The following is a 22,402-nucleotide window of genomic DNA, read 5'->3' as shown; positions in this document are numbered from 1 at the left end:
GGAACCGTTATGAGCGACTTCGAATTTATTGAAGACCTGGAAGAACTGAGCTCGGCGGAAGAGTTTCTCGAATATTTCGAGATCGAGTTCGACCCCAAGGTCGTGATGGTCAACCGCCTGCACATCATGCAGCGTTACCACGACTATCTGCAGAAGATGGAAAAGGCCGGCAACCTGCCTGAAGACGAAGCTGCCTTGAAGGACGCTTACCATCAGATGCTTGGCCAGGCCTATCAGGACTTTGTCGAGTCCGATGCGTTGACCGAAAAGGTGTTCAAGGTTTTCCGCATGCATGAGCCGCAGACCACCTTTGTTCCGCTTGATCAGCTGTTGGGGTCCTGAAGCCTATGCGTCCGAGATACGAGTACGGCGATTCTGTGCGCCTGACCCGCAACGTGCGTAATGATGGTACCTACCCCGGGCTGGAAGTGGGCGAGCTGCTGCTGACCCGCGGTGCCACCGGTGTGGTGTATGACGTGGGTACCTACCTGCAGGATCAGCTGATCTACCGCGTGCATTTTCTCGACAAGGATAAAACCGTGGGCTGCCGTGAGGAGGAGCTGATCCCCGCTGATGCGCCCTGGGTACAGAACCGTTTTGAGTTTCGCGACAAGGTTCGTGTGCGCTGCACCCTGAAGATGGATGGTGAGGTGATCGCCAAGGCGGGCGATCTGGGTGAGGTCGAGAATGTTCTCCGTGATGGCGATGGTGGTAGTGACATTCACTACAACATCTTTATCAACGGACAGGCAATTGAAATTCCCGAGGTGGCGTTGCAAGCCGCTGAACCGGAGGAGCAGACAGATGAGCCCCAGCACTGATAACCCTCATGCGGTCTACGCCCTGTTTAAACTGGCCTGGAGCCATTACGAGTGCGCGCCCAATGACCTGGAAGGCGATAAGGCCACTGAAGCTGCCGCTCGTGTGGCGCATCAGCTAAATATAGAAAGCGCGATTCTCTATGCCGACGAGAACCAGGGAATCGTTGTTCCTGAATCCCAGGTGGAATCGGCGCTGAAAGAGATCCAGAGCCGCTTCGAAAATTACGCCGCCTTTCTTCAGGCGGTAGAGCAGGGCGGACTTTCGCAGGAACTGCTCAGGGAAGGGCTGCGTCGCGAGCTTCAGGTCGAAGCAGTGTTGGACCGGGTCTCTGTTGGCCAGTGTGAGGTCAGCGACGAGGATGCCGAGCTCTTCTATTACATGCATCCGGAGCGTTTTGCGGTGACCGAAAAGCGCGAGGTGCGCCACATCCTGATCACGGTGAACGATGAGTACGCTGAAAACAGCGAGGCCGGTGCGCTGAAACGGATCGAAGAGATTCGCGACCGGGTCAGCAGGAAACCTTCCCGCTTTGAAGAGCAGGCTCAGAAACACTCGGAGTGCCCCACCGCCTTCCATGGTGGGCTGGTCGGGACCGTGGAGCGTGGCAAGCTGTTTGCCGAGCTGGATGCGGTGCTGTTTAACATGCAGCGCGGCGAAATCAGTGCTCCGGTGCGTTCGGAACTCGGTTTTCATCTGCTTCTCTGCGGCGATATACAGCCGCCCCGCCAGGTGCCTCTGGCGGAAATCCTACCCAAACTGCGGCAGAGCCTGGAGGAGCGTCAGCGCTCCCAGTTCCAGCGTCAGTGGATCGCTGATCAGCTCAGCCGTCTGAATACACCGGCCAAAGTCGTCAACGCATGACCAGGGGTGAACGCATGACCGAAAAATCCAAGCTAAACTGCTCGTTTTGTGGTGTTGAACAGTCCGCCGATACGCCACTGATTTCAGGTAACGAGGGGTTCATCTGCTCGGCCTGTGTTGAACTGGCGCACCAAGTGGTGAACAGCTGGGGGCAGAGCGCCAAGCGCGCTGACCTGGCGGAATCCCTGTTGGCGCCGAAAGAGATCAAGTCCCACCTGGATCAATACGTGATCGGTCAGGATGGTGCCAAGGAGATCCTCGCCGTTGCCGTCTACAACCACTATCAGCGACTGATCAATACCGGTAAGAGCGAGAGCCTGCATGAGTCTGATCAGGCGGTGGAACTGGAAAAGTCCAATGTGCTGATGGCCGGCCCCTCGGGCACCGGTAAAACCCTGCTGGTGAAAAGCCTGGCGCGGGTCATCGGCGTGCCCTTTGTGGTGGCAGATGCGACCACGCTGACCCAGGCCGGTTACGTAGGTGATGATGTCGATACGATCCTGCGGCGCCTGGTGGATGCCGCCGATGGCGACGTGCAGCGTGCCCAGTGGGGCATCGTCTATGTCGATGAGGTCGATAAACTGGCCAACAAGGGCGCGGGTGCCACGGCGACCCGTGACGTCTCCGGTGAAGGGGTGCAGCAGGCGCTGCTGAAGATGGTCGAGGGCAACGAGGTCAAGCTGCCCAAGAGCGGTCGGCGCCATGAAAATGGTGATGAGCTGATCGATACCACCAATATTCTTTTCATTGTCGGTGGTGCCTTCCCGGGACTGGAAGAGCTGGTGCGTCAACGGTTGAAGCCGAAAAAAGGCGGCATCGGTTTCCAGGCTGCCTTTGTGGAGGACCCGGAGCATACCCATGACCAGCTGCTGGCCGCGCTGCAGCCCGACGATCTGCAGGGCTTTGGTCTGATCCCGGAGTTCATCGGCCGTTTCCCGGTGATCACCTTCCTGCATGAACTGGATACCGAGGCGCTGGTGCGGGTGCTGAAGGAACCGCGCAACTCCCTGGTCAAACAGTACAGCCAGCTGTTCGCCTACCAGGGGGTGGAGCTGACCTTCACCGAGGATGCGCTTAATCGTATCGCCGAACTGGCCTGCACCCGCGGCACAGGGGCACGCGGTCTGCGTTCGATCATGGAGTCGGTGCTGCGCCGTACCATGTACGAAATGCCCTCCAACCCGCAGTTGAAGAAAGCGGTGGTTGACCGGGAGCAGGTCGATGATGCCAGCGAGCTGATCGTGCGCGAAGTGCTCGGTGACAGCGAAGAGTTAGATCCGGTCGAGGTGCCGGCAGCCGGCGAATCGGCCAACAGTGGCGCCCGGTAATTACCAGCCCCTGTGCCATTCGGCGCGGGGCGCGCCGCTTGCAGCGAATGATACGCCTCATCTGCGCCGGTATTCATCCGGTGTGACGCCCATCAGCTTTCGGAACATTCCGATAAAAGCGCTGGCACTGGAGTAACCCATCTCCAGTGCCACGCTCTCCACCCTTTCCCCCGCTTCGAGTTTCGGCATCGCCTTGACCACCCGCAGGCGCTGTTTCCACTCGGTGAGTGACATACCCAGCTCTCTTTGTGCCCGTCGCATCAGCGTGCGTTCGGTGGTGTGGGTGATTTCAGCCAGCTCAGACAGCGGGCGGGTATCGCCGGGGTGGTTTTCAAACTGGGTGAGTATCGGCAGCAGCAGTGGGTCCTGAGAGCTAGGCAGGTAGCTGTCCAGGGGCGCGGCTACCGCCAGCTGGTCGGTCAGCACACGCAGCAGCCTCGTTTCCTCTTCATTGTACGGCGGCTGAAACGGATTCTCTCTGAGGTGAGTCAGCAGGGCATTAACCAGCGGACTGACCTGCAGGGCGCAGGCCTGTCCGGGAAAACCACGCATCAGGTCGCCGGCTATATACAGCGAACAGTGGGTCGACTCATAGCGGCTCAGGCCCTGATGCTCCTGGTCAGGTGGCAGCCAGAGTCCATACTGGGGCGGGGCCAGGTAGGTTTTTCCGCCCACACGCACCTCCATAACGCCGCTGAAGGAGTAGACGAACTCGCCCCAGGCATGGGTGTGGGCCGGGTAGGCGGAGTTGTCCGGAATGCACGCGGTGCGAAAAAGCAGCGGCGCATCCGGGGCCGGCTCAAACGTCGGCGCAATGAGTTCATGGGTGGGAAAGGCCATCTGCTGCACTCTGTCAGTTTGTCGCTAAGGGTTGTCAGGATAGCGCTATATCAATAGCTAACGACAGTGCGAAAATCCGCGTCGCTAATTTCAGTTATCGATCGGGGATAGGATGGATACGCGCAGGTCAATAGATGGTCAGGCGATGGGGCTGATGCTGCTCTTCTGTCTGTGCCTGGGGATGCAGCAGGTGGTGCTGAAGATCGCAGGGCAGGATGTGGCCCCGGTGTTGATGCTGGCGCTGCGCTCGGGTATCGCCGGCTGTCTGGTCGCCTGCTACATGAAGTGGACCCGCGAGCCGCTGGACCTGGGCGGGCGAAACTGGCGCCAGGGGCTGGTCGTGGGTGTGCTTTTTTCCTTCGAGTATCTGTTCCTCGGCGAGGCCGTGCGCTATACCACAGCCTCCCATGCGGTGGTTTTCCTTAATACCGCGCCGATATTTGCAGCGCTGATTCTCCACTTTCGGGTCAGGGAAGAGCGCATGGCAGCTGCCCAGTGGGTTGGCATTCTGCTGGCGTTCGGCGGCATTGCGCTGGCGTTTCTTGGCAATCCAGAAAATAGTGTGGCCGCACCCGATATGCTGCTGGGCGATTTTCTCGCGGTCATGGCCGGCCTCTCCTGGGCGCTGACCACGGTGGTGATCCGCTCCTCCCGGTTGGCACATAACTCGGTTCGGCAGACGCTGCTCTATCAACTCCTGGTCGCCTTTGTACTGCTGACGCTGGCCGCTGGTCTGACCGGCCAGTGGGGCTTTAACCCGACACCGCGTGCGTTCGCGAGCCTCGGCTTCCAGTCGGTTATCGTGGCTTTCGCCGCGTTCATGGTCTGGTTCTGGCTGATCCGGCATTATCAGGCGTCACGCATCGGTGTGCTGGGCTTTATGACACCGCTGTTCGGTGTGGTGTTGGGCAGCCTGATTCTTGATGAACCGATTGAGCCGAACTTTCTCTTGGGTGCACTTCTGGTGCTTGCGGGAATCCTGCTGGTGAACGGATATGGCTGGATGAAACAGTTGATATTCAAGCCCAGGCCCTGAGGCGCCGATCAGGACGTGACAAGCTGCGGGGAAATGGACGAAGATTAGCGGCACTCACCAAGCGATAAAGTGACCTGGCCGGATGGATCTGCACAACCTGAAGCTTAAGCTGAAAGACCCTTTCCCCATTGTGGTGATCGAAACCCACGACGAGCGCCGCGTCGTCGAGCTGCTGCGCAAGGCAACCTTCGAGGACAGTTCGTTGGGCAGCCTGAAAATCTGGAGTGCTGCCGACGGGCTCGATCTTTATGGCGGCAGCGACTCTTCCAATTGGCAGGTCGAGGGCATCGACGCTAGCCGGGGGCGGGCCGAAGAGGCGGATCTGACCGATCCGCTGGAGATGCTGAAAAAAGCCAGGGAGCAGCTGAAGGATTGTGTGCTGCTATTGCCGGATTTTCATGGCTATCTGAACAACCCGATGATTCTGCGGCTGGTCAAGGAGATCGCCCAGCAGTATTTCGTCAACAACACCGTATTGGTGTTTGTCAGCCACAGCTTTGAGGTGCCCGCTGAAATCGAGCGGATGTGCACGCACTTCGAACTGGCGATGCCCTCCACCGAAGAGATCACCGCGCTGGTCAAAAAGGAGGCGCGGGCCTGGTCGTTGAGCTCCAATGAGAAGCTTAAAGGCGATCCTCAGGCGGTGGATCTGCTGATCCGCAACCTGATCGGCCTGACCGAGGACGATGCGCGCCGTTTTATTCGCGGTGCCATCCATGACGATGGTGCTATCACCCACAGTGATATCAAGGCGGTGATGGATGCCAAGTACCGCATGCTCTCCCGCGGCGGTGCCATCAGCTACAGCTTCGATCTTGGGGATTTTGCCCAGGTGGGGGGCTTTAAAAAACTGAAATCCTGGCTGGAGCTGCGCAAGCCATTTTTTGTCGGTGCGAACAAGCAGAACGGATTCGATCTGCCCAAGGGGGTAATGCTGATCGGCGTTCAGGGCTGCGGCAAGAGCCTGGCCGCCAAGGCGATCGCCGGAGTTTGGGGGGTGCCGCTGCTGAAGCTGGATTTTGGCGCCCTGTTTAACAAGTACATCGGCGAAACCGAAAAGAATCTGCGTGACGCGCTGAAGTCCGCCGAGATGCTGGAGCCCTGCGTACTCTGGATGGACGAGATCGAAAAAGGGATCAGCTCGGGTCAGGATGAGTCGGGCACCTCCAGCCGGGTGCTGGGCACACTGCTGACCTGGATGGCGGAAAACCGCCGCCGGGTTTTTGTGGTCGCTACCGCCAACGATATCGAGAAGCTGCCGCCGGAACTGCTGCGCAAGGGGCGGCTGGACGAGATCTACTTCGTGGATCTTCCGGGCCTGGATGCCCGCGAACAGATTTTTGTCGCCCATCTGCAAAAGCGCGACTACCGGCCGGAGCAGTTTGAGCTGGAGCGTTTGTCCGAACAGGCTGAGGGGTTTTCCGGTGCGGAGATCGAACAGGCGATAGTGTCCGCAGGTTACTGGGCTCATTCCCTGGGGGAGCCGCTGAATACCGCCCATATATTCCGTGAGTTAGGCAATACCCAGCCTTTATCCGTCGTTCGTGCGGAGTCTGTGGCGGCACTGCGTCGCTGGGCTGAGGGTAGAACTGTCTCTGTTGATTAACGAATTACCTAAATTGTCCGCATGTTTAAGGTGGTTATTTTCGGGTGTCGTGAAAGCTGTATACCTATCAGCCGCGTCTCTCGTATGGGTAAAACACCGGTTTGGCTGCTCAGGCTCTCAGAGAAAAGTTTTGACAATAAATCGGATCAGGGCTTTATAATTCGCGCTGTCCTTACATAATGGGGCAGGCAGTGGGTGTCGCTGGCAATGAAAAGGGTATATGAAAGCCACTTTTCAGGTTGACGACGTTTTGATGAAAGGAGTCATCTATGGCTGTACGCGAGACCCCCGCAAACAGGCGAGTTCAGGATGAGCTGCGCCTTGCGTCATTTCTCCCGGTTTCCAGCAGGGCCCCAGGTGCTCGCCTGGCTGCCATCGGGATGCTCCCTTTCTGTGTCGTTGGCGAATGGCCGCGACCCGTTTTCTTATCTATGCTATTTCCTGTGCCTGGTCAGTTGGCTGGCTACCCTGCGGGGTTAAAGACAGAGGGAATAGTCTGCTTTTAAATAGTTCTTTATCTAAGGAAATAAATGGCAGTCTTTTAACCTGGGTGTTCAGGGATATTATTCCGCAACGGGAAGCGGGCTGTTAAACAGGAAGGGTGATGGAATATATGAATATGTTTAAAGGAAAAAGAGCTGTTGATGGCGGGGTGATAAATGGATCTGCCAGAATCCTGACCCTATTGTCTCTGGCGCTATTACCCTCAGCGGTATTTGCGCAAAGTGCCGATGAGCTGGCGAAAAAGCTGGCGAACCCGGTCTCTAACCTGATCAGTGTGCCTTTCCAGTTTAACTTCGATTATGGCGGCGGCATTGATGATGATGGTTTCCGTTCCACGCTGAATATCCAGCCGGTTATCCCTTTTAGCCTCAATGACGACTGGAACCTGATCTCCCGCAGCATTATGCCGCTGGTGTACCAGGAGGATTATGTCGACGATGACGGCCTGAGCCAGTACGGCACCGGTGACCTGGTACAGAGTTTCTTCTTCTCACCTAAAGAGCCCACAGCCAATGGCCTGATCTGGGGTGTGGGCCCGGTGATCATGGTACCCACCGCCAGTAACGACAGCCTTGGCTCCGAAAAGTGGGCGGCGGGCCCCACCGGCGTAGTGCTCTATCAGCACGGCCCCTGGACTTACGGCACCCTGGCTAACCACCTGGAAAGCTTTGCCGGTGAAGACGACCGTGCCGATGTCAGCGCAACCTTCGTGCAGCCCTTTGTTAATTACGGTGCCGGCGGCGGGTTGACCTATGCGCTTAACCTGGAAGCGACCTACAACTGGGAGACGGAGCAGGAATCGGTGCCGATGAACCTGATGGTCACTAAGGTGATGCAGCTGGGTAATCAAACGGTCAGTGTCGGCGGTGGTGCCAAGGCCTACCTGGCGGGCCCGGATAACGGCCCGGACTGGGGGCTTCGCTTCGTATTCACCCTGCTGTTCCCTAAATAGGATTTTTTTGCCACGAAGCAAGCAGTCTCGCGGCTTTATGTAGCAAGTGAGTTGAGATATTCACGGAGGATCCATGAAAACCCTAACCAACCTGAAACGGCTTTGCTCAGTGGCACTGGTTGCTACTGGCCTTGCGGCGGCACCTTTGGTGCAGGCGGCCGAAGAGAGTGAAAAGCCCAATATCCTTGTGATCTGGGGCGATGATGTCGGCATGTGGAACATCAGTGCCTATCACCGCGGCATGATGGGCGGCTCCACGCCGAACATCGACAGCATTGCCGATGACGGCATGATCTTTATGGATCACTACGCCCAGGCATCCTGCACCGCTGGTCGTGCGGCCTTCCTGCTTGGACAGTATCCGATGCGAACCGGCCTTAGCACCGTGGGCCTGCCGGGGGCGAAAGAGGGGATTCAGGAATCCGATCCGACCCTGGCTGAAATGCTCAAGGCGCAGGGCTACACCACCGGCCAGTTTGGCAAAAACCACTTGGGTGACCGGGACGAGCACCTGCCGACTAACCACGGCTTCGATGAGTTTTACGGCATCCTTTATCACCTCAATGCCGGTGAGTATGAAGAGCAGTATGACTACCCCAAGGATAAGGAAACCCAGGAAAAGTTTGGGCTGACTCTGCGTGGCATTGTTCACTCCAAGGCGCTGCCGGATGGTGGCCAGGAGATCGAGGACCTGGGGCCGTTTGGCAAGGAGGTTCAGCGTCACCTGGATCAGGATGTTCTCGAACAGTCCAAGCGCTTTATCACCGATGCCGTAGAAGCGGACACTCCGTTTTTCGTCTGGCACAACACCACCCGTATGCACTACCAGACCAACCTGGGCCCAGAGTATGACGGTGTTACCGGCTATGGCCTCTATGCTGATGGCATGAAAGAGATGGACGATGATGTGGGTGAGCTGCTGGGTCTGCTGGATGACCTGGGCGTAGCTGAAAACACCATCGTCATGTTCTCCACCGATAACGGTGCAGCCTCCAACTCCTGGCCGGACGGCGGTAACCAGCCGTTCCACGGCGAGAAAGGTGTTGGTGGCTGGGAAGGTGGCTTCCGCGTGCCGATGGTTGTTAAGTGGGATGGACATATTCCGGCGGGCGTTGCCACCGGTGAATTCATGACCATGGAAGACTGGATGCCGACACTGATGTCCTGGCTGGGCGAGAAAGATCTCAAGGAAGATCTCCTCGATGGCAAGAAGATCGGCGGCAAAAACTACAAGGTTCACCTGGATGGCTATGACCAGAGCGACCTGTTGCTGAATAACGGCAAAACCAAGCGTAAGGACTTCTACTACTTCACCGAAACCACCTTCCACGGTATGCGCTGGGGTGACTGGAAGCTGATCTTTACCGATCAGGAAGAGTGGTTCCGCGCGACTCAGGAAGGGATGACAAGCCCCTACATCATCAACCTGAAGCTGGACCCGTTCGAGCGCTTCGTTGAATCCCGCGGTTATGATGAGTGGGCGGAAAACCGCACCTGGATCCTTGGCCCTGCCGGTAAACAGATCGCCGAGTTCGTGCAGACCTTCAAGGATTTCCCGCCGAGTCAGAAAAGCATGTCCACCTCGGTGGATGCTGTAAGCACAATGATCAATCAGCAGGCAATGAGCCGGTGATCGATCGCAGCCAGTAAGCTGGCTAAAGAACAGACCCGAGCCGGGAGCGGGCGGGTCTGTTCCTCTTTATTCGCCACAAGCAGTAGATTGAGTCGTTAATGAAAAGAAAAAACTGGTTAAATGGATTTTTTCTCTCCCTGCTGCTGAGTGCAGGTTTGAGTCAGACAGGGATAGGCAATGCAGTAGCCAGTGAACAAACTGCTGACAGCGAAGATTCAGTGCTCGAGTCGGAAGCGACCGAAGCGATAAAAAACGCCACCTATGTTGGTGGCGATACCTGCGCCCAATGCCATGAGCAGGAGCACGAGGACTGGACAGGTTCCTACCACGATCTGGCGATGCAGCCGGCGACTGATGAAACAGTATTGGGTGATTTCAACGATACCCGTTTTGATTATTTTGGCATTACCTCCGAATTCTATAAGCGCAACGATACGTTTTACGTCAAGACCGACGGCCCGGACGGCCGGTTGACCGAGTATCCCATCGCTTACACCTTTGGCGTCTACCCCCTGCAGCAGTACCTGATTGAGTTTCCCGGTGGGCGGCTTCAGGCGCTGAATATTGTCTGGGATACCCGCACCGCCGAAGAGGGTGGGCAGAAGTGGTTCCACCTCTACCCTGACGAAAAGATCACCGCTGACGATGAACTGCACTGGACCGGTCTTTACCAGAACTGGAACTACATGTGCGCCGACTGCCACTCCACCAACCTGCAGAAAAACTACCAGCTGAAAAGCGATACGTTCGACACCACCTGGAGTGAAATCGATGTCAGTTGCGAGGCCTGTCACGGCCCGGGCTCCGAGCATCTGCGCTGGGCGAAAAATGATGAGCTGAAAGCCTCTATCCCCAACCAGGGATTCCCGGTCAGCTTCGATGAACGCGAAGACGTTGCCTGGACCATCAATCCGGAAATCGGCATTGCCGAGCGCAACAAGCCAAGAACCACGCAGAAAGAGATCGAGACCTGCGCCACCTGCCATTCGCGCCGCTCAACGGCGCACCCCGGCGCCCGCCCCGGCGATCCGTTGCTGGATCACTTCCAGGTCAGCCTGCTGGATGATCCGCAGCTTTATCATGCCGATGGTCAGGTCAACGGCGAGGTCTATGTCTACGGCTCCTTTGTGCAGAGCAAGATGTACCAGGCCGGTGTGACCTGTACCGACTGCCACCAGCCGCACAGCCTGAAGCTGCGTGCCGACGGCGATCAGGTTTGTGCCCAGTGTCACTTGCCGAGCAAGTTCGATACCGAGTCCCACCATATGCACGAGCCTGGCTCCGAAGGTGCCAGCTGCAGGAACTGCCATATGCCGGCTAAAACCTTTATGGGTAATGACTCCCGCCGTGATCACAGTTTCCGTGTTCCGCGTCCGGACCTTTCTGCCAGTATCGGTGTACCCAATGTTTGTACCGACTGCCATAACGACAAATCCAACGAGTGGGCGGCCAAAATCTTGAGTGATAAGTTCGGTGAGCCTGATCAGACCCACTATGCCTACGGGTTGGCGGCGGGGCGTATGGGCAGTCCCCATGCCGAAGCGCTGCTATCCAGGTTGATTCTGGACAAAACCCAGCCGGAAATCGTCCGCGCCACGGCGGCAACGATGCTGCCGGACTATCTGTCACAGCAGTCTGCGCAGGTGCTGCAGATGGTAGCGCAGAGCGATGAGCCATTACTGGGGCTGGGGCTGTCATCGGCGGCGGAGCGTATACCCACTCAGTACCGGCCGATTTTTACCGTGCCACTGCTGTACGACGACAGTCGTATAACCCGTGGGCTGGCGGCGCAGTCCATGGTCGGGTTGCCGCTGAACCAATATCCCGAAGAGGTGAGAACACGTTACGAAACCGGCCTGGATGATTTCGTGCATTCCAACCTGTTTAACGCCGATCGACCTGGGTCACTTACCAATCTGGCCAATTTCTACGCGCGCCAGGGGCTGACGACCGGTGCCGAGGAGTATTACCAAAAGGCGATAGTCAAGGCGCCGCACTACCTGCCCGCTCATGTGAATCTAGCCGAGCTCTATCGTAACCAGGGCGATGAGGTGCGTGCCAGGCAGGTGCTTACCGAGGCTCTGGGCCGCGTGCGTGAAACAGCGGTTGTCCAGCATGCACTGGGGCTCTCCTATGTACGTGACAAGCAGATGGACAAGGCGCTGGAACACCTGGCGCTGGCGGCGCAGTCGCCCAACTCTCCAGCACGCTATATTTACGTCTACGGCGTTGCGCTAGATTCCATCGGCCAGAGTGAACAGGCACTCAGCGTTCTGGAAAAAGGACTTGCGTCTTATCCAGGCAGCGTTGAGATCCTGTCTGCTCTGGTGTCGATAAACACCAAGCTCGGTAACAGCGAAAAAGTGCGCATCTACCAACAGCAAATGGGACGCCAATAGCAACGCTATCGATCTGCTCATCGCTTCTCTGATGCAACAGAACCGGTAAACAAACTGAAAGGTGCTTGATATGAAAGGATGCATAACCCTGGCTGCTTTAACCAGAAAACTCCCGGGTGTTGAGTCGACGGTGCTAAAAGGAGCGCTGCTGGCGCTGGCGATCGGTGCCGCAGCGCCTGCCTACGCGGCGTCTGCTGACCCGCTGCCGTCCTGGAACAGCGGCGTTGCGAAAGCATCGATCATCGAATTTGTCGATAAGGTCACCGACCCGGAATCGGGACAGTTTCTGCCACCGGCCAAACGTATCGCCACGTTTGATAATGACGGCACGCTCTGGTCGGAAAAGCCGCTCTACTTCCAGTTTTACTTCGCCCTGGATCGCCTGAAAGCCCTGGCACCCGAACACCCCGAATGGAAAACCACCGAGCCCTTTGCCGCATATCTGGCGGGTGATGTGGACAAGATCGCCGCCTATGGTGAAGAGGGCGTGCTTGAGGTGGTTGCGGCCACGCACTCCGGACTTACCACCGAAGAGTTCAACCAGGTGGCCCGTCAATGGTTGGCAACGGCGCGTCATGGCAGTACTGGCAAGCGTTTTACCGAAATGGTGTTTCAGCCGATGCTGGAGCTGCTGGCCTATTTAAGAGAGAGCGGCTTCAAGACGTTTATCGTCTCCGGCGGTGGTATCGATTTTATCCGTAATTTTTCCGAGGAGGTTTACGGCATTCCCGCGGATCAGGTGGTTGGTTCCAGTATTAAAGCGACCTATGAAATCCGGGATGGCAGGCCCGTCATCATAAAACAGCCTGAAATCAACTTTATCGATGACAAGTCCGGTAAGCCGGTGGGTATCCATCAATATATCGGCACGCGCCCCGTGCTGGCCTTTGGTAACTCCGATGGTGATTACCAGATGCTGGACTGGGTGACCTCAGGCGATAACCCGAGTCTGGGACTGCTGCTGCACCACACCGATCCGTCACGCGAGTGGGCCTATGACCGAAAATCGCTGGTGGGTAGCCTGAATCGGGGCCTTGATGATGCCGATGACAAAGGTTGGGTGCTGGTCGATATGAAGGAAGACTGGAACAGCGTGTATCCGGTGCAGCCGATTGATCCGGCCCAGGCCGAGTTGCTGGGGCATCGCTGGCAGGTCGAATATATCGACGGTCGTGGTGTCGTCGATAACAGCCCGGCCGCTATCGATTTCGCTGCGGACGGCGGGGTCGCCGGCAACTCCAGCTGCAACCGCTTCACCGGCCAGTACAGCATCGAAGGTGAGGATCTCTCCTTTGGCGCGCTGGCCTCGACCCGCCGCGCCTGTATCGACTCGCTGATGGAGCAGGAGCATCGTTTTCTCGCTGTCCTGGGTCGGGTGCAGCAATGGCATATCAGTCCAGAAGGCTGGCTTTTCCTGATGGATGAGACCGGCTACGTAATCATGAGAGCTTCGGCCCTCTCGAAAGAGGCGAGTGAATAATGAATATGAAACTCCTGACGACTGCTGTTGCTGCAGGGCTCATCGCTGTGCAGGGTACTTCAAGTGTTTATGCCGAAGAGGGCGGTGCCGGCCATTACGTGCCGGGAGCTCTGGCCACGATTATCGACCTTCCGCCCAACAAGCCCGGCAAGGTGTTTGAGGTCGCCTATCTGAACTACCAAGGGGATGTGGGCACCACCCTGGCGGGCGGTCTGCTCAGTACCGATCTGGAGGCGGAGAGTGACGCGCTGCTGTTTGGCGGTTTCTACACCTTTGAAGAGAAGGTGCTCGGAGCCTGGTACAGCGTCGGTGCTCTTGTCCCCTACGTGGACATGGAGGTAACGGCGACGGTGAGCGCCGGCGGCCGAACCGTCCGCCGTACCGACCAGGCCGACGGGTTGGGGGATATCACCTTTATGCCTCTGATGATGGCCTGGCAGAAGGATGCCTACCAGTTCAACGCCGTTTTGCCCGTCTACGCGCCCACCGGCGACTACGAGCAGGGGCGTCTGGCCAACCCCGGTAAAAACTACTGGACCTTCGACCCGACCGTCGGTGTGTCCTATTCGGGGCCAAGTTTGCTGAACTGGGCCGTGCATACCGGTTTTGCGATTAACACCGAGAACGACGATACCAATTACAAAAGCGGCACCGTCTGGCATGTGGAGGGCAGCGTGCAAAAACTGTTTCCGGCGGGCTCCGGCCTGATCGGTGTGGGTGCCAACGCTTTCTATTACGACCAGATCACCGGTGACAGCGGCAAGGGAGCCAACCTGGGCGACTTTGAAGGCAAAACCCTGGGGGTGGGTCCGGTGCTGACCTACCTGAAGCCCACCGCTACCGACTCTCTGGTGTTTGAGCTGCGCTGGTTGCCGGAAATGGATGTGGAGCGCCGTCTTGAAGGGGATTACCTCTGGGCGAAGCTCGTCTACCAGTTCTAAACACGCAACGCCCCTGGCCAGAGGCTCCGCAGAGTGTGGAGCCCTGGTTTTTACCCCTCCTGAGCAAGTATCAGACGGGCGAGTTTGGTGGCACACTGGGAGCGGTGAACTGCGTTTTCACGTTTTGGGCGTAAAGACGCGTTAAATGATCCTTTTCCCGGTGTGTTCGTACAAACCTGAGCAGATGAATAGTTTGAAAAAGATTCAGGCCGTAAGGCTCTTTCCAATGGCCGGCGCCGTAAGAGCACTGGCCAGACTTTCACTGGGCAAAAATTTGCCCAACACGCTGAATACCCTCCTCAGGCAGTTTGGGCTGGGGTTGGCGGGCGTTACGTTTTCGTCAACACTCTGGGCCGCATCGCAAACGGTTGGAGAGTTCACGCAAAGTAATGCCACCAGCAAGGACAGTGTAAACCTGACAAGCGGTGGCAGCTGGGTGGTAGCGCCGATCCCCAAGGCCAGCCCAACCTTGGGAACCGGACTACAGCCCGTGGTGCTCTATATGCACCCACCCAAGGAGGATAATCCGGATGGCGAGCCAGCGATTACCGGGGTCGGCGGGCTCTATACCGATAACAACAGCTACGTGATCGGCGCCTTCCACAAAGACTATCTGTTTCAGGGGCGGCTCAGAACCATGGCGGCCCTGGGTAAAGGCAAGCTCAACCTGAATTACTTCGGTGTTGGCGACACTGGCCTGCTGACAGAACACCCGCTCAGCTACAGCATCGATATGAATGTGCTGTACCTGGGGGTGCAGGCTCGCATTCCGCATACCGAGCACTGGTATTTCGGGCCTAATTTTCTCTACACCGATGGCACCGTGTCCTTCCGGCTGAGCGAGCTGGCACCGGTGTTTCCGGATGTGGGACGCAGCATCAGTATTGCAGCCCTGGGGCTGGATCTTTCATACGATAGCCGGGATGACAGCCTCTACCCGAAGAGCGGTACCTATTTTACCGCGTCGATCTCTGATTACGGTGAAACCTGGGGCAGTGATTACGACTATCGCAAACACGGCCTGTCGCTCAGCCACTATTTCAGTCTGGGGCCGAAACTGGTGCTGGCCGCCAATGGTGAGCTCAAGGGCAGTAGCGGTGATGTGCCATTTTTCGATATGCCCAACCTCGCCATCCGCGGTTATGAGAGCGGCCGCTTTATCGATGATTACACCTTTATGGCCAGGACAGAGCTTCGCTACCAGTTCCGCCCCCGTTGGGGCTTTGTCAGCTTCGTTGATGGCGGCACGGTCAACGACTCGGTGTCCGGCCTGCTGAGTGGTGAAGCCGGTCTTGGCTACGGTGTCGGTGTCAGGTACCGGGCGTCAGAGGGTTCGACGCTCAACCTGAGTCTGGATCTGGCGAAAACCTCTGAGGATACCGGCATCTACATAAGAGTTGGGGAGATGTTCTAGCAGCATCTGAACACTGACTTTGGGGATTTGAAAGGGAGCGACAGATGAAGATAACAACAGTGCGCGAGGGTGTCAGATTCCCGGGGCGGTCCGGTTGGCAGCCGGTGGCGCTTGCCGCATGTCTGCTATTTATGCTGGCCGGCTGTGCCAGCAGTGCGACCAGTGTTCAAGTCGATCGACCTGAAAGCTCCGCACTGATCGATTACCGTTCCACGAAAGCCTTTGCCTTTATCCAGGAGGCGGCCAACGAACATCCCGGCAAGTCCGGCTTTACCCTGGTCCGGGAGGGGCAGGCGGCGTTTACCGCCAGGCTGGCGCTGGTCGATCTGGCCAGGCAGACGCTCGATCTGCAGTACTATATCTGGTCCTCCGATGCCACCGGGAAAATCCTCGCCGAGCGCCTGGTGCGTGCCGCTGATCGCGGCGTCCGGGTACGGGTGCTGATAGACGATAACAACGACGCCGGTCGCGATTTGATCCTGGCGGCTCTGGATGCGCACCCCAATATCGAGATTCGCCTGTTCAACCCGTTTGAGAACCGGGGTTTTCATCTCTGGGATTTCGCCACCGACTTCAAACGTGCCAATCACCGTATGCATAACAAGATTCTGGTGATGGACAATACCCTGGGCATCGTCGGTGGCCGCAATGTGGGCGACCATTATTTTAATGTGGATGAAGAGTCCAATTTCCGTGACCTGGATGTGTTTGCTGCCGGGCCTATCGTTCCGGAGGTGTCGAGGACATTCGACAGCTTCTGGAACGGAAGCTGGGCGGTGCCGGTCAACGAGCTGGTTGAAGAGGCCTCCGGTGCTGATGAACTGAAGCAGCAGGTTGCCAGCCTGCGCGCTAACATCGCGACGATCGATTACCCCTATCCACTCGAAGCCAACATCGAAGCGTTGAAATCCGAGCTGGACAGCATTCTGGACAGTCTTTCCTGGGCCAGGGGTATGGTCGTTCATGACAACCCGGAACGTCTGCTGGAAAAGCCCGATGGCAGCAACATTATCAGCCGGCTGAATAACAAGCTGTCTAATCTGGATTCCGCTCTTTTTATCGAGTCGGCCTACTTTGTACCCACCGATATAGGGGTGGCCCGGTTGAAGGAGCTTAGCGACAAGGGAGTGAAAGTACGTATCCTCACCAACTCGCTTTCCACCAATGATGTGTTGGCTGCCCACGCCGGTTATGCCAAATACCGCAAGGATCTGCTGGAAGCAGGGGTGGAGTTGCATGAGCTGAAGACCGAGTCCGATGAAAGCATGAGCGACCCGGCGCTGTTCACCCTGGGCGAATCCAAGGCGGCACTGCATACCAAGGCGTTTGCGTTTGATTCCAGTTCGGTGTTCATCGGCAGTTTCAACCTGGATCCGCGCTCTGCGCTTATCAACACTGAGCTTGGGCTCTATATCGAGAGTGAAGAGGTCAACCGGCAGCTCAAGGAGTTCATGGAGCTGGGATTGTCGCCGGCCAGCAGCTACCTGCTGGCGCTGGACGAAGATGAGGACCTTGTCTGGCTCACCTATGAAGATGGTGAAGCGCACTCCTTTGATCGGGATCCCAATACCAGCTTCTGGGAGCGTTTTCTGTCCGGGTTTATCGGCCTGTTCCCGGTGGAGTCTCAGCTCTGATCCCGTGATCCGCTGCGTGGAGCAGTAAAAAGCCACCTGCATAGCAGGTGGCTTTGCATGAAGCTCCCTATAAGGGAGCCTGGGTAGACCTACCGACTAATGCCGGGATCACCCCTATCCGCTTCCTTTTCGAGGCCGGTTTCGGCTGCTGCCGAGCAAAGGGACTTGTACGGACAAGTCCCTTTGCAATCCCAAACCGCCCCTATGGCTTGGTCGGCTACGCCGACTACCCTGTGCTTCTCGCCTGAAAGAGCGGGACAGGAAACTCGGCTACGCCGCAAACAGCCTGTCCCTTGTCTCTCTTTCCGCCTGCGATGCTCGGCTGCGCCAAAGGGGATGGATTGCTGCGCTCAGGCAGCCATGAGACATCGAGCCCAGTCTTCACCAAGGCACAAAGAAGGCCTAGCCTCTATTAGACGATCACCACCTCCATAGGAGGTGGTTTATGAGCGATAAAAAAAAGGCGCACCGAAGTGCGCCAGACAATAGGGAACGTGATGATGTGAGCTGGTACGCCAGCTCAGAGGTTGAGGTCGAACGGCGAGGCGATCTGGGAAAGCCAGGTGTTCAGACGCTCTTCGGTCAGGTTGGACTGATTGTCCAGATCCAGAGCCAGACCGACAAAGTTACCGTCGTCGCCAACGGCTTCAGAGTGGTTGAATTCGTAACCCTCGGTTGGCCAGCTGCCGACCAGGCTGGCGCCGCGCTCAGAGAAGAATCCGTGCAGCTCGCCGAGTGCATCGACAAACTCGTCCGGGTAGCCTTCCTGGTCGCCCAGTCCGATCAGTGCGATGGTCTTGCCGGCAAAGTCCTTGTCGTCGATTTTCGGCAGAAACTCTTCCCAGCTTTCCTCTTCCATGTCAGCGGAAACGCCCGGCAGCAGGCCTTCGCCCAGTGTCGGTGTGGCGAGGATCAGGAATTCGTAACTGGCGAATTCGTCGGGATCCGCGCGGTTGACGTTGAGTGGCTTGGCCATGGTCTCATCGTCAAACTTCTTCTTGATCATTTTGGCAACCTTGCGGGTTTTGCCGGTGTCGGTACCAAAGAACAGTCCGATACGTGCCATGATGTTCTCCTTCAGGTCATCAGCTTCAACAATTCAGCGATCCCGGCGGGGCGGGGATGTTTTAACAGGTGTTGTTACAGGCTGGCTGCGAATTTCGTACCAGTGGCCGGAAATGGCGCAAAGGGTTGAATCTCGGGGGCTCTGATGTGCTTATCGGAGGCGGAAAGCTGAGGTTGTCGCAAAACGAACAGCTCCCATCGGGGAGGTTCTGTCCGCTTTGCTACATCCAGGCCGGCGGGAGTGTCGCTGTTTGCAGGCCGTGATTTTATCACTCGCAGGTGATCAACGGCGTCATCTGCTGCTGACGCGGTTTGTTGGTAGTACTGGAGCCCAGTAGCGATGCGCCTTTGATCTGGGCATAGACGTTCTGGCCGGGCTTGAGGCCCATCTGTTCCACCGATTTACGCGTCACACTGGCCAGCAGAGCGCTGCCTTCGCCCATATTGCCGATACGCAGCAGCACATTGAGGCTTGGACCGTCGGTGGGCAGAATTTTCCAGATCACCGCCGGCAGCCGGTTAAGAATGGTGCTGGGTTGATCCGTGCTCAAGGCCAGGCTGACATCGGTGGAGGCGATCCGCAGGCGTTTGTAGACGCCGGTGGGGCCCAGGGTGTCGGGAACCTCCAGCGTGCCGCCGTCGATCTGCAGTGTACTCAGGCCGTAGCGGGCGTCGTAATGGCGTACCCGGCCATCGAGCACGGTCACCGCATCCTGGGAGCGGCCGAAGGGTAGATCCGGGTTGGTCAGGATTTCGCCGATCTCGCCCTGGGCGATCAACTCGCCTTTACGCAGCAGCAACAGTTGATCCGCCAGCCGCTCCACCTCGCGGCGGTCGTGGGTGACGTAGATCACCGGTATCTCCAGCTGCGAGTGCAGTTGCTCGAGATAGGGCATGATTTCGTTCTTGTTATCCTGGTCCAGTGCCGATAGCGGCTCGTCCATCAGAAGCAGGCGGGGGCGCATCAGCAGGGCGCGGGCGATGGCGACGCGCTGCTTTTCACCGCCGGACAGGGCGGTGACACCACGTTCCAGCAGATGCTCTATCCCCATCAGGGCGGTCAGTTCCTGCAGGTGTTGCGAGTCGCGGCTGTTGACCCCGGCGCGCTTCATGCCGTAGGTCAGATTTTTGCGCACACTCAGGTGAGGAAAGAGTCCCGGCTCCTGGAATACATAGCCGATAGGGCGTTTGTGGGTGGGCACGAAGGTGCGCCCTTGCTGCCAGATTTCGCCATCCAGCGACAGCTCCGCGCCGGGCAGGCGGTTCAGTCCCGCGATACACCTGAGCAGAGTGGTCTTGCCGCAGCCCGAGGGGCCGAACAGGGCGGTGACGCCCCGTGCGGGAATGGTGAACTCCAGGTTAAGCCGGAAGCTGCCGATATTGCCGTTAAAGCGTGCGTTCAAGGTGGACATCAGTTCAGCCTCCCCCAGCGTTTTTCGATCAGAATCATCAGGAATATCAGCAGGAAGGAGCTCACCAGCATACCGCCGGAGAGTATGTGCGCTTCGGTCCACTCCAGGGATTCCACATGGTCGTAGATGGCGATGGAAAGCACCTTGGTCTCGCCCGGTAGGTTACCGCCGATCATCAGCACCACGCCGAACTCACCTACCGTGTGGGCAAAGCCGAGCACGGCGCCGCTGAGAAAGCCGGGCCTTGCCAGCGGCAGGGCCACGGTCAGGAAGCGGTCCAGCGGCGAGGCGCGCAGGGTTGCGGCCACCTCCATCGGTGCCTGGCCGATCGCCTCGAAGGCGTTGCGGATCGGCTGCACCACAAAGGGTAAGGAGTAGATCACCGAGCCGATCACCAGCCCTTCGAAGGTAAAGGGCAGGGTGATATCGAAGTTGTCTTTAAGAAAACCACCGAAAGCATTCTGTGGCGACATGGCCAGCAGCAGGTAGAAGCCCAGTACGGTGGGTGGCAGCACCAGCGGCAGGGCCACCATCGCATTGATGATCTCCTTGTACCAGGTGCGGTTGTGAGCCAGCCACCAGGCCAGTGGGCTGCCGATCAGCAGCAGGATCAGGGTGGTAATACCTGCCAGTTTGATAGTCAGCAGAATCGCTTCGGTCATTCTCACTACTCCGTTGCCGTCGCGGATTTATGGGTGGGTTACTGCTCCAGGCCGTAGCCGTAACGCTCGATGATGCCCCGGGCCTTATCCTCCTGGAGGTAATCGATCCAGGCTTGAGCCGCCTCGTTATCGATACTTTCAGTGAGCAGCACCGCCTGCTGACGGATGGGGCTGTAAAGCTCCTCGGGAATCACCCAACTTGAACCGCTGTCATCCAGGGCGATCTGCGCCCGTGCCACCAGGGCGGCAGGCACGGCGCCGGTATATGCCATCTGATAGGTCTGGGCGATGCTGTCACCGCGTACGGTGGTGGCTTCTATAGCGTCCCAGAGGCCCAGGGCGGTCAGGGCTTCAACGGCCGCGGCACCGTAGGGTGCGGTTTTCGGGTTGGCGATGGCGATCCGCTCCAGTGCGCCCTCCCTGAGAACCCCGCCCTGGTTATCAACCAGGGTGTCATCGGCACTCCAGAGCACCAGCTGGCCCACGGCGTAGGTGAACAGGCTATCCGCTACCGCATCGCCGGAATCGACCAGTTTCTGCGGGCGGGCGGCATCGGCGGCGAAGAACACGTCGAAAGGTGCGCCGTTGAGGATCTGCGCGTACAGCTTGCCGGTGGAAGCGAAACTCAGCTTCACCTCATGCCCGGTATCCTTTTCAAACTCAACGGCAATCTCCTTGGCAGCAGCGGTGAAATTGGCGGCCACGGCGGCCTGAACTTCGCCGGCCTGGACCTGGCTGTTCAGCGATGAGAGCAGCAGGAGAGAGGTTGCCGCCAGTATGGTGTCGATCCGTTTCATTCTGGATTCCTTTCATGGTTGTAAAAACAAAAGCCTAAACGGGCGCGCTCAGGCGCTGGTCGCCAGCATGATCTCTTCCGGTTCAATCAGTGCGTACACCCGGGCGTTCTGAAAGATCCAGGCGTCCTCGTTCAGATCGAAGGGTCGCGCCAGTGCCAGGGTCAGCCCGTCAGCCAGGCTAAGCTCCAGTTCGCGGCCGTGACTGCTGCTGTTGCTGCGGCTGATCCGCGCCGCCAGGCAGTTGCTGCCGCTACTGGGGGGCGGTTGGTCGTCGGGCATCAGCTGGATGGTGCTGGCCTTGATGATGGCGTAGACGCCGGAGCCCGGGGCCAGCTGCAGTCGCTCGATGCTGCTGCTGGTGATATGGCAGCGCATCTGTACGGGGCCCAGTGACAGTTCGACGCGGGCGATGACCCCGCTGGTATCGATGCTTTTGATACGGGCGGGCAGCTGATTGCGCGCACTGAAGCGCAGCGCCGGGACTTTTTCGGCCAGCCGGTGCTGACTGCCGGTGCGTTGAATCCGCAGCAGGCTGGCAAGCGCCTTGCCGGTTTCGCTTAGCCGGCTGCCGCCGCCCTGAACGCCGCCGGTCTGAGTGTCCAGCACCGGACTTTTGCAGTGCTGGTTCATCTCACGGATATGGTTCCAGGCGGTCTTGTAGCTGACACCTGTCAGTCCCGCCGCGGCGCTGAGAGATCCGGTGTTGTGAATGGCATCAAGCAGTCGCAGGCGTTTTTCAAGCCGGCCGCGACGCTCAAGCTCGGCAGCGAACTGTTCAAGTAATTGGCTTGGATGAGTCATGACTTGGCTACCGTTATGTAAATAATGCCTGTTACCGGGTAAGAGCGGTTTCTGTGCCATTTATCTAAGGCTATGAATTAAAAATAGAAAATATCAGAGGGTTTGCCAGATGTCGTTATGTAAAAAATGTAGGAATCGACACAATGTCGTTTCTGTGACAGGGCAAAAGCGGTTGTCGGTGGATAGCTTTCCAATGGACCTTCGCCCTTATCCCG

General features: G+C 57.8%; 19 protein-coding genes. 13 read left to right on the top strand and 6 right to left on the bottom strand.

What is annotated here, in order from left to right:
- Nucleotides 1–9: 9 nt before the first annotated feature.
- The 4 genes from nifW to clpX are packed head-to-tail and all read left to right on the top strand — an operon-like array spanning nucleotide 10 to nucleotide 3,011.
- Nucleotides 10–342 (top strand): nitrogenase-stabilizing/protective protein NifW, encoded by a 333-nt coding sequence (gene nifW, locus ACQUQP_RS15600; protein WP_432695951.1) that lies wholly within the window; start codon nucleotides 10–12, stop codon nucleotides 340–342.
- 5 nt (nucleotides 343–347) lie between these two features.
- The gene (locus tag ACQUQP_RS15595) at nucleotides 348–821 is read left to right on the top strand and encodes a nitrogen fixation protein NifZ (protein WP_432695950.1); all 474 of its coding nucleotides are present in this window, start codon (nucleotides 348–350) and stop codon (nucleotides 819–821) included.
- Nucleotides 805–1,683, top strand: coding sequence for a nitrogen fixation protein NifM (nifM, locus tag ACQUQP_RS15590; protein WP_432695949.1), 879 nt, complete (start codon nucleotides 805–807; stop codon nucleotides 1,681–1,683). The genes ACQUQP_RS15595 and nifM overlap by 17 nt, the downstream gene beginning before the upstream one ends.
- Nucleotides 1,680–3,011: an ATP-dependent Clp protease ATP-binding subunit ClpX gene (clpX, locus tag ACQUQP_RS15585; RefSeq protein WP_432695948.1), complete on the top strand. Its 1,332-nt coding sequence runs from the start codon at nucleotides 1,680–1,682 to the stop codon at nucleotides 3,009–3,011. Before nifM ends, clpX begins: the two co-directional genes overlap by 4 nt.
- A gap of 57 nt (nucleotides 3,012–3,068) precedes the next feature.
- On the opposite strand, the gene ACQUQP_RS15580 is transcribed toward clpX, so the two are convergent.
- A complete protein-coding gene (locus tag ACQUQP_RS15580; protein ID WP_432695947.1) occupies nucleotides 3,069–3,851 on the bottom strand; it encodes a helix-turn-helix domain-containing protein in 783 nt (260 codons plus the stop codon).
- 112 nt (nucleotides 3,852–3,963) lie between these two features.
- On the opposite strand from ACQUQP_RS15580, the gene ACQUQP_RS15575 reads away from it, so the two are divergent.
- The 9 genes from ACQUQP_RS15575 (at nucleotide 3,964) to ACQUQP_RS15535 (ending at nucleotide 17,450) form a co-directional block, all read left to right on the top strand.
- Entirely contained in the window at nucleotides 3,964–4,887 is a 924-nt protein-coding gene (locus tag ACQUQP_RS15575; protein ID WP_432695946.1) for a DMT family transporter, read from the top strand.
- Nucleotides 4,888–4,969: 82 nt separating this feature from the next.
- Nucleotides 4,970–6,493, top strand: a complete 1,524-nt coding sequence (locus tag ACQUQP_RS15570; RefSeq protein ID WP_432695945.1) for an AAA family ATPase — start codon at nucleotides 4,970–4,972, stop codon at nucleotides 6,491–6,493.
- Between the two features lie 613 nt (nucleotides 6,494–7,106).
- Nucleotides 7,107–7,949, top strand: a complete 843-nt coding sequence (locus ACQUQP_RS15565; RefSeq protein WP_432695944.1) for a hypothetical protein — start codon at nucleotides 7,107–7,109, stop codon at nucleotides 7,947–7,949.
- Nucleotides 7,950–8,022: 73 nt separating this feature from the next.
- A complete protein-coding gene (locus ACQUQP_RS15560; RefSeq protein WP_432695943.1) occupies nucleotides 8,023–9,582 on the top strand; it encodes an arylsulfatase in 1,560 nt (519 codons plus the stop codon).
- Between the two features lie 98 nt (nucleotides 9,583–9,680).
- The gene (locus ACQUQP_RS15555; protein WP_432695942.1) at nucleotides 9,681–11,981 is read left to right on the top strand and encodes a multiheme c-type cytochrome; all 2,301 of its coding nucleotides are present in this window, start codon (nucleotides 9,681–9,683) and stop codon (nucleotides 11,979–11,981) included.
- Between the two features lie 70 nt (nucleotides 11,982–12,051).
- A complete protein-coding gene (locus ACQUQP_RS15550) occupies nucleotides 12,052–13,461 on the top strand; it encodes an META domain-containing protein (protein WP_432695941.1) in 1,410 nt (469 codons plus the stop codon).
- A complete protein-coding gene (locus ACQUQP_RS15545) occupies nucleotides 13,461–14,402 on the top strand; it encodes a SphA family protein (RefSeq protein ID WP_432695940.1) in 942 nt (313 codons plus the stop codon). The genes ACQUQP_RS15550 and ACQUQP_RS15545 overlap by 1 nt, the downstream gene beginning before the upstream one ends.
- Before the next feature lie 193 nt (nucleotides 14,403–14,595).
- A complete protein-coding gene (locus ACQUQP_RS15540; RefSeq protein WP_432695939.1) occupies nucleotides 14,596–15,816 on the top strand; it encodes a BamA/TamA family outer membrane protein in 1,221 nt (406 codons plus the stop codon).
- A gap of 44 nt (nucleotides 15,817–15,860) precedes the next feature.
- A complete protein-coding gene (locus ACQUQP_RS15535; protein ID WP_432695938.1) occupies nucleotides 15,861–17,450 on the top strand; it encodes a phospholipase D family protein in 1,590 nt (529 codons plus the stop codon).
- A gap of 520 nt (nucleotides 17,451–17,970) precedes the next feature.
- Here ACQUQP_RS15535 and ACQUQP_RS15530 read toward each other — a convergent pair.
- From ACQUQP_RS15530 to ACQUQP_RS15510, 5 genes are all read right to left on the bottom strand, one after another.
- Nucleotides 17,971–18,516, bottom strand: a complete 546-nt coding sequence (locus ACQUQP_RS15530; RefSeq protein WP_432695937.1) for a flavodoxin — start codon at nucleotides 18,514–18,516, stop codon at nucleotides 17,971–17,973.
- Nucleotides 18,517–18,784: 268 nt separating this feature from the next.
- A complete protein-coding gene (modC, locus tag ACQUQP_RS15525) occupies nucleotides 18,785–19,927 on the bottom strand; it encodes a molybdenum ABC transporter ATP-binding protein (protein ID WP_432695936.1) in 1,143 nt (380 codons plus the stop codon).
- Nucleotides 19,927–20,589, bottom strand: a complete 663-nt coding sequence (gene modB, locus ACQUQP_RS15520; protein ID WP_432695935.1) for a molybdate ABC transporter permease subunit — start codon at nucleotides 20,587–20,589, stop codon at nucleotides 19,927–19,929. The genes modC and modB overlap by 1 nt, the downstream gene beginning before the upstream one ends.
- A gap of 38 nt (nucleotides 20,590–20,627) precedes the next feature.
- The gene (modA, locus tag ACQUQP_RS15515; protein WP_432695934.1) at nucleotides 20,628–21,386 is read right to left on the bottom strand and encodes a molybdate ABC transporter substrate-binding protein; all 759 of its coding nucleotides are present in this window, start codon (nucleotides 21,384–21,386) and stop codon (nucleotides 20,628–20,630) included.
- 48 nt (nucleotides 21,387–21,434) lie between these two features.
- Nucleotides 21,435–22,187, bottom strand: coding sequence for a TOBE domain-containing protein (locus ACQUQP_RS15510; protein ID WP_432695933.1), 753 nt, complete (start codon nucleotides 22,185–22,187; stop codon nucleotides 21,435–21,437).
- Between the last annotated feature and the right edge of the window lie 215 nt (nucleotides 22,188–22,402).

The sequence above is a fragment of the Marinobacterium sp. YM272 genome (assembly GCF_050908845.1).
GTDB lineage: Bacteria > Pseudomonadota > Gammaproteobacteria > Pseudomonadales > Balneatricaceae > Marinobacterium_D.
This window is presented reverse-complemented; position numbering and strand designations above follow the sequence as displayed.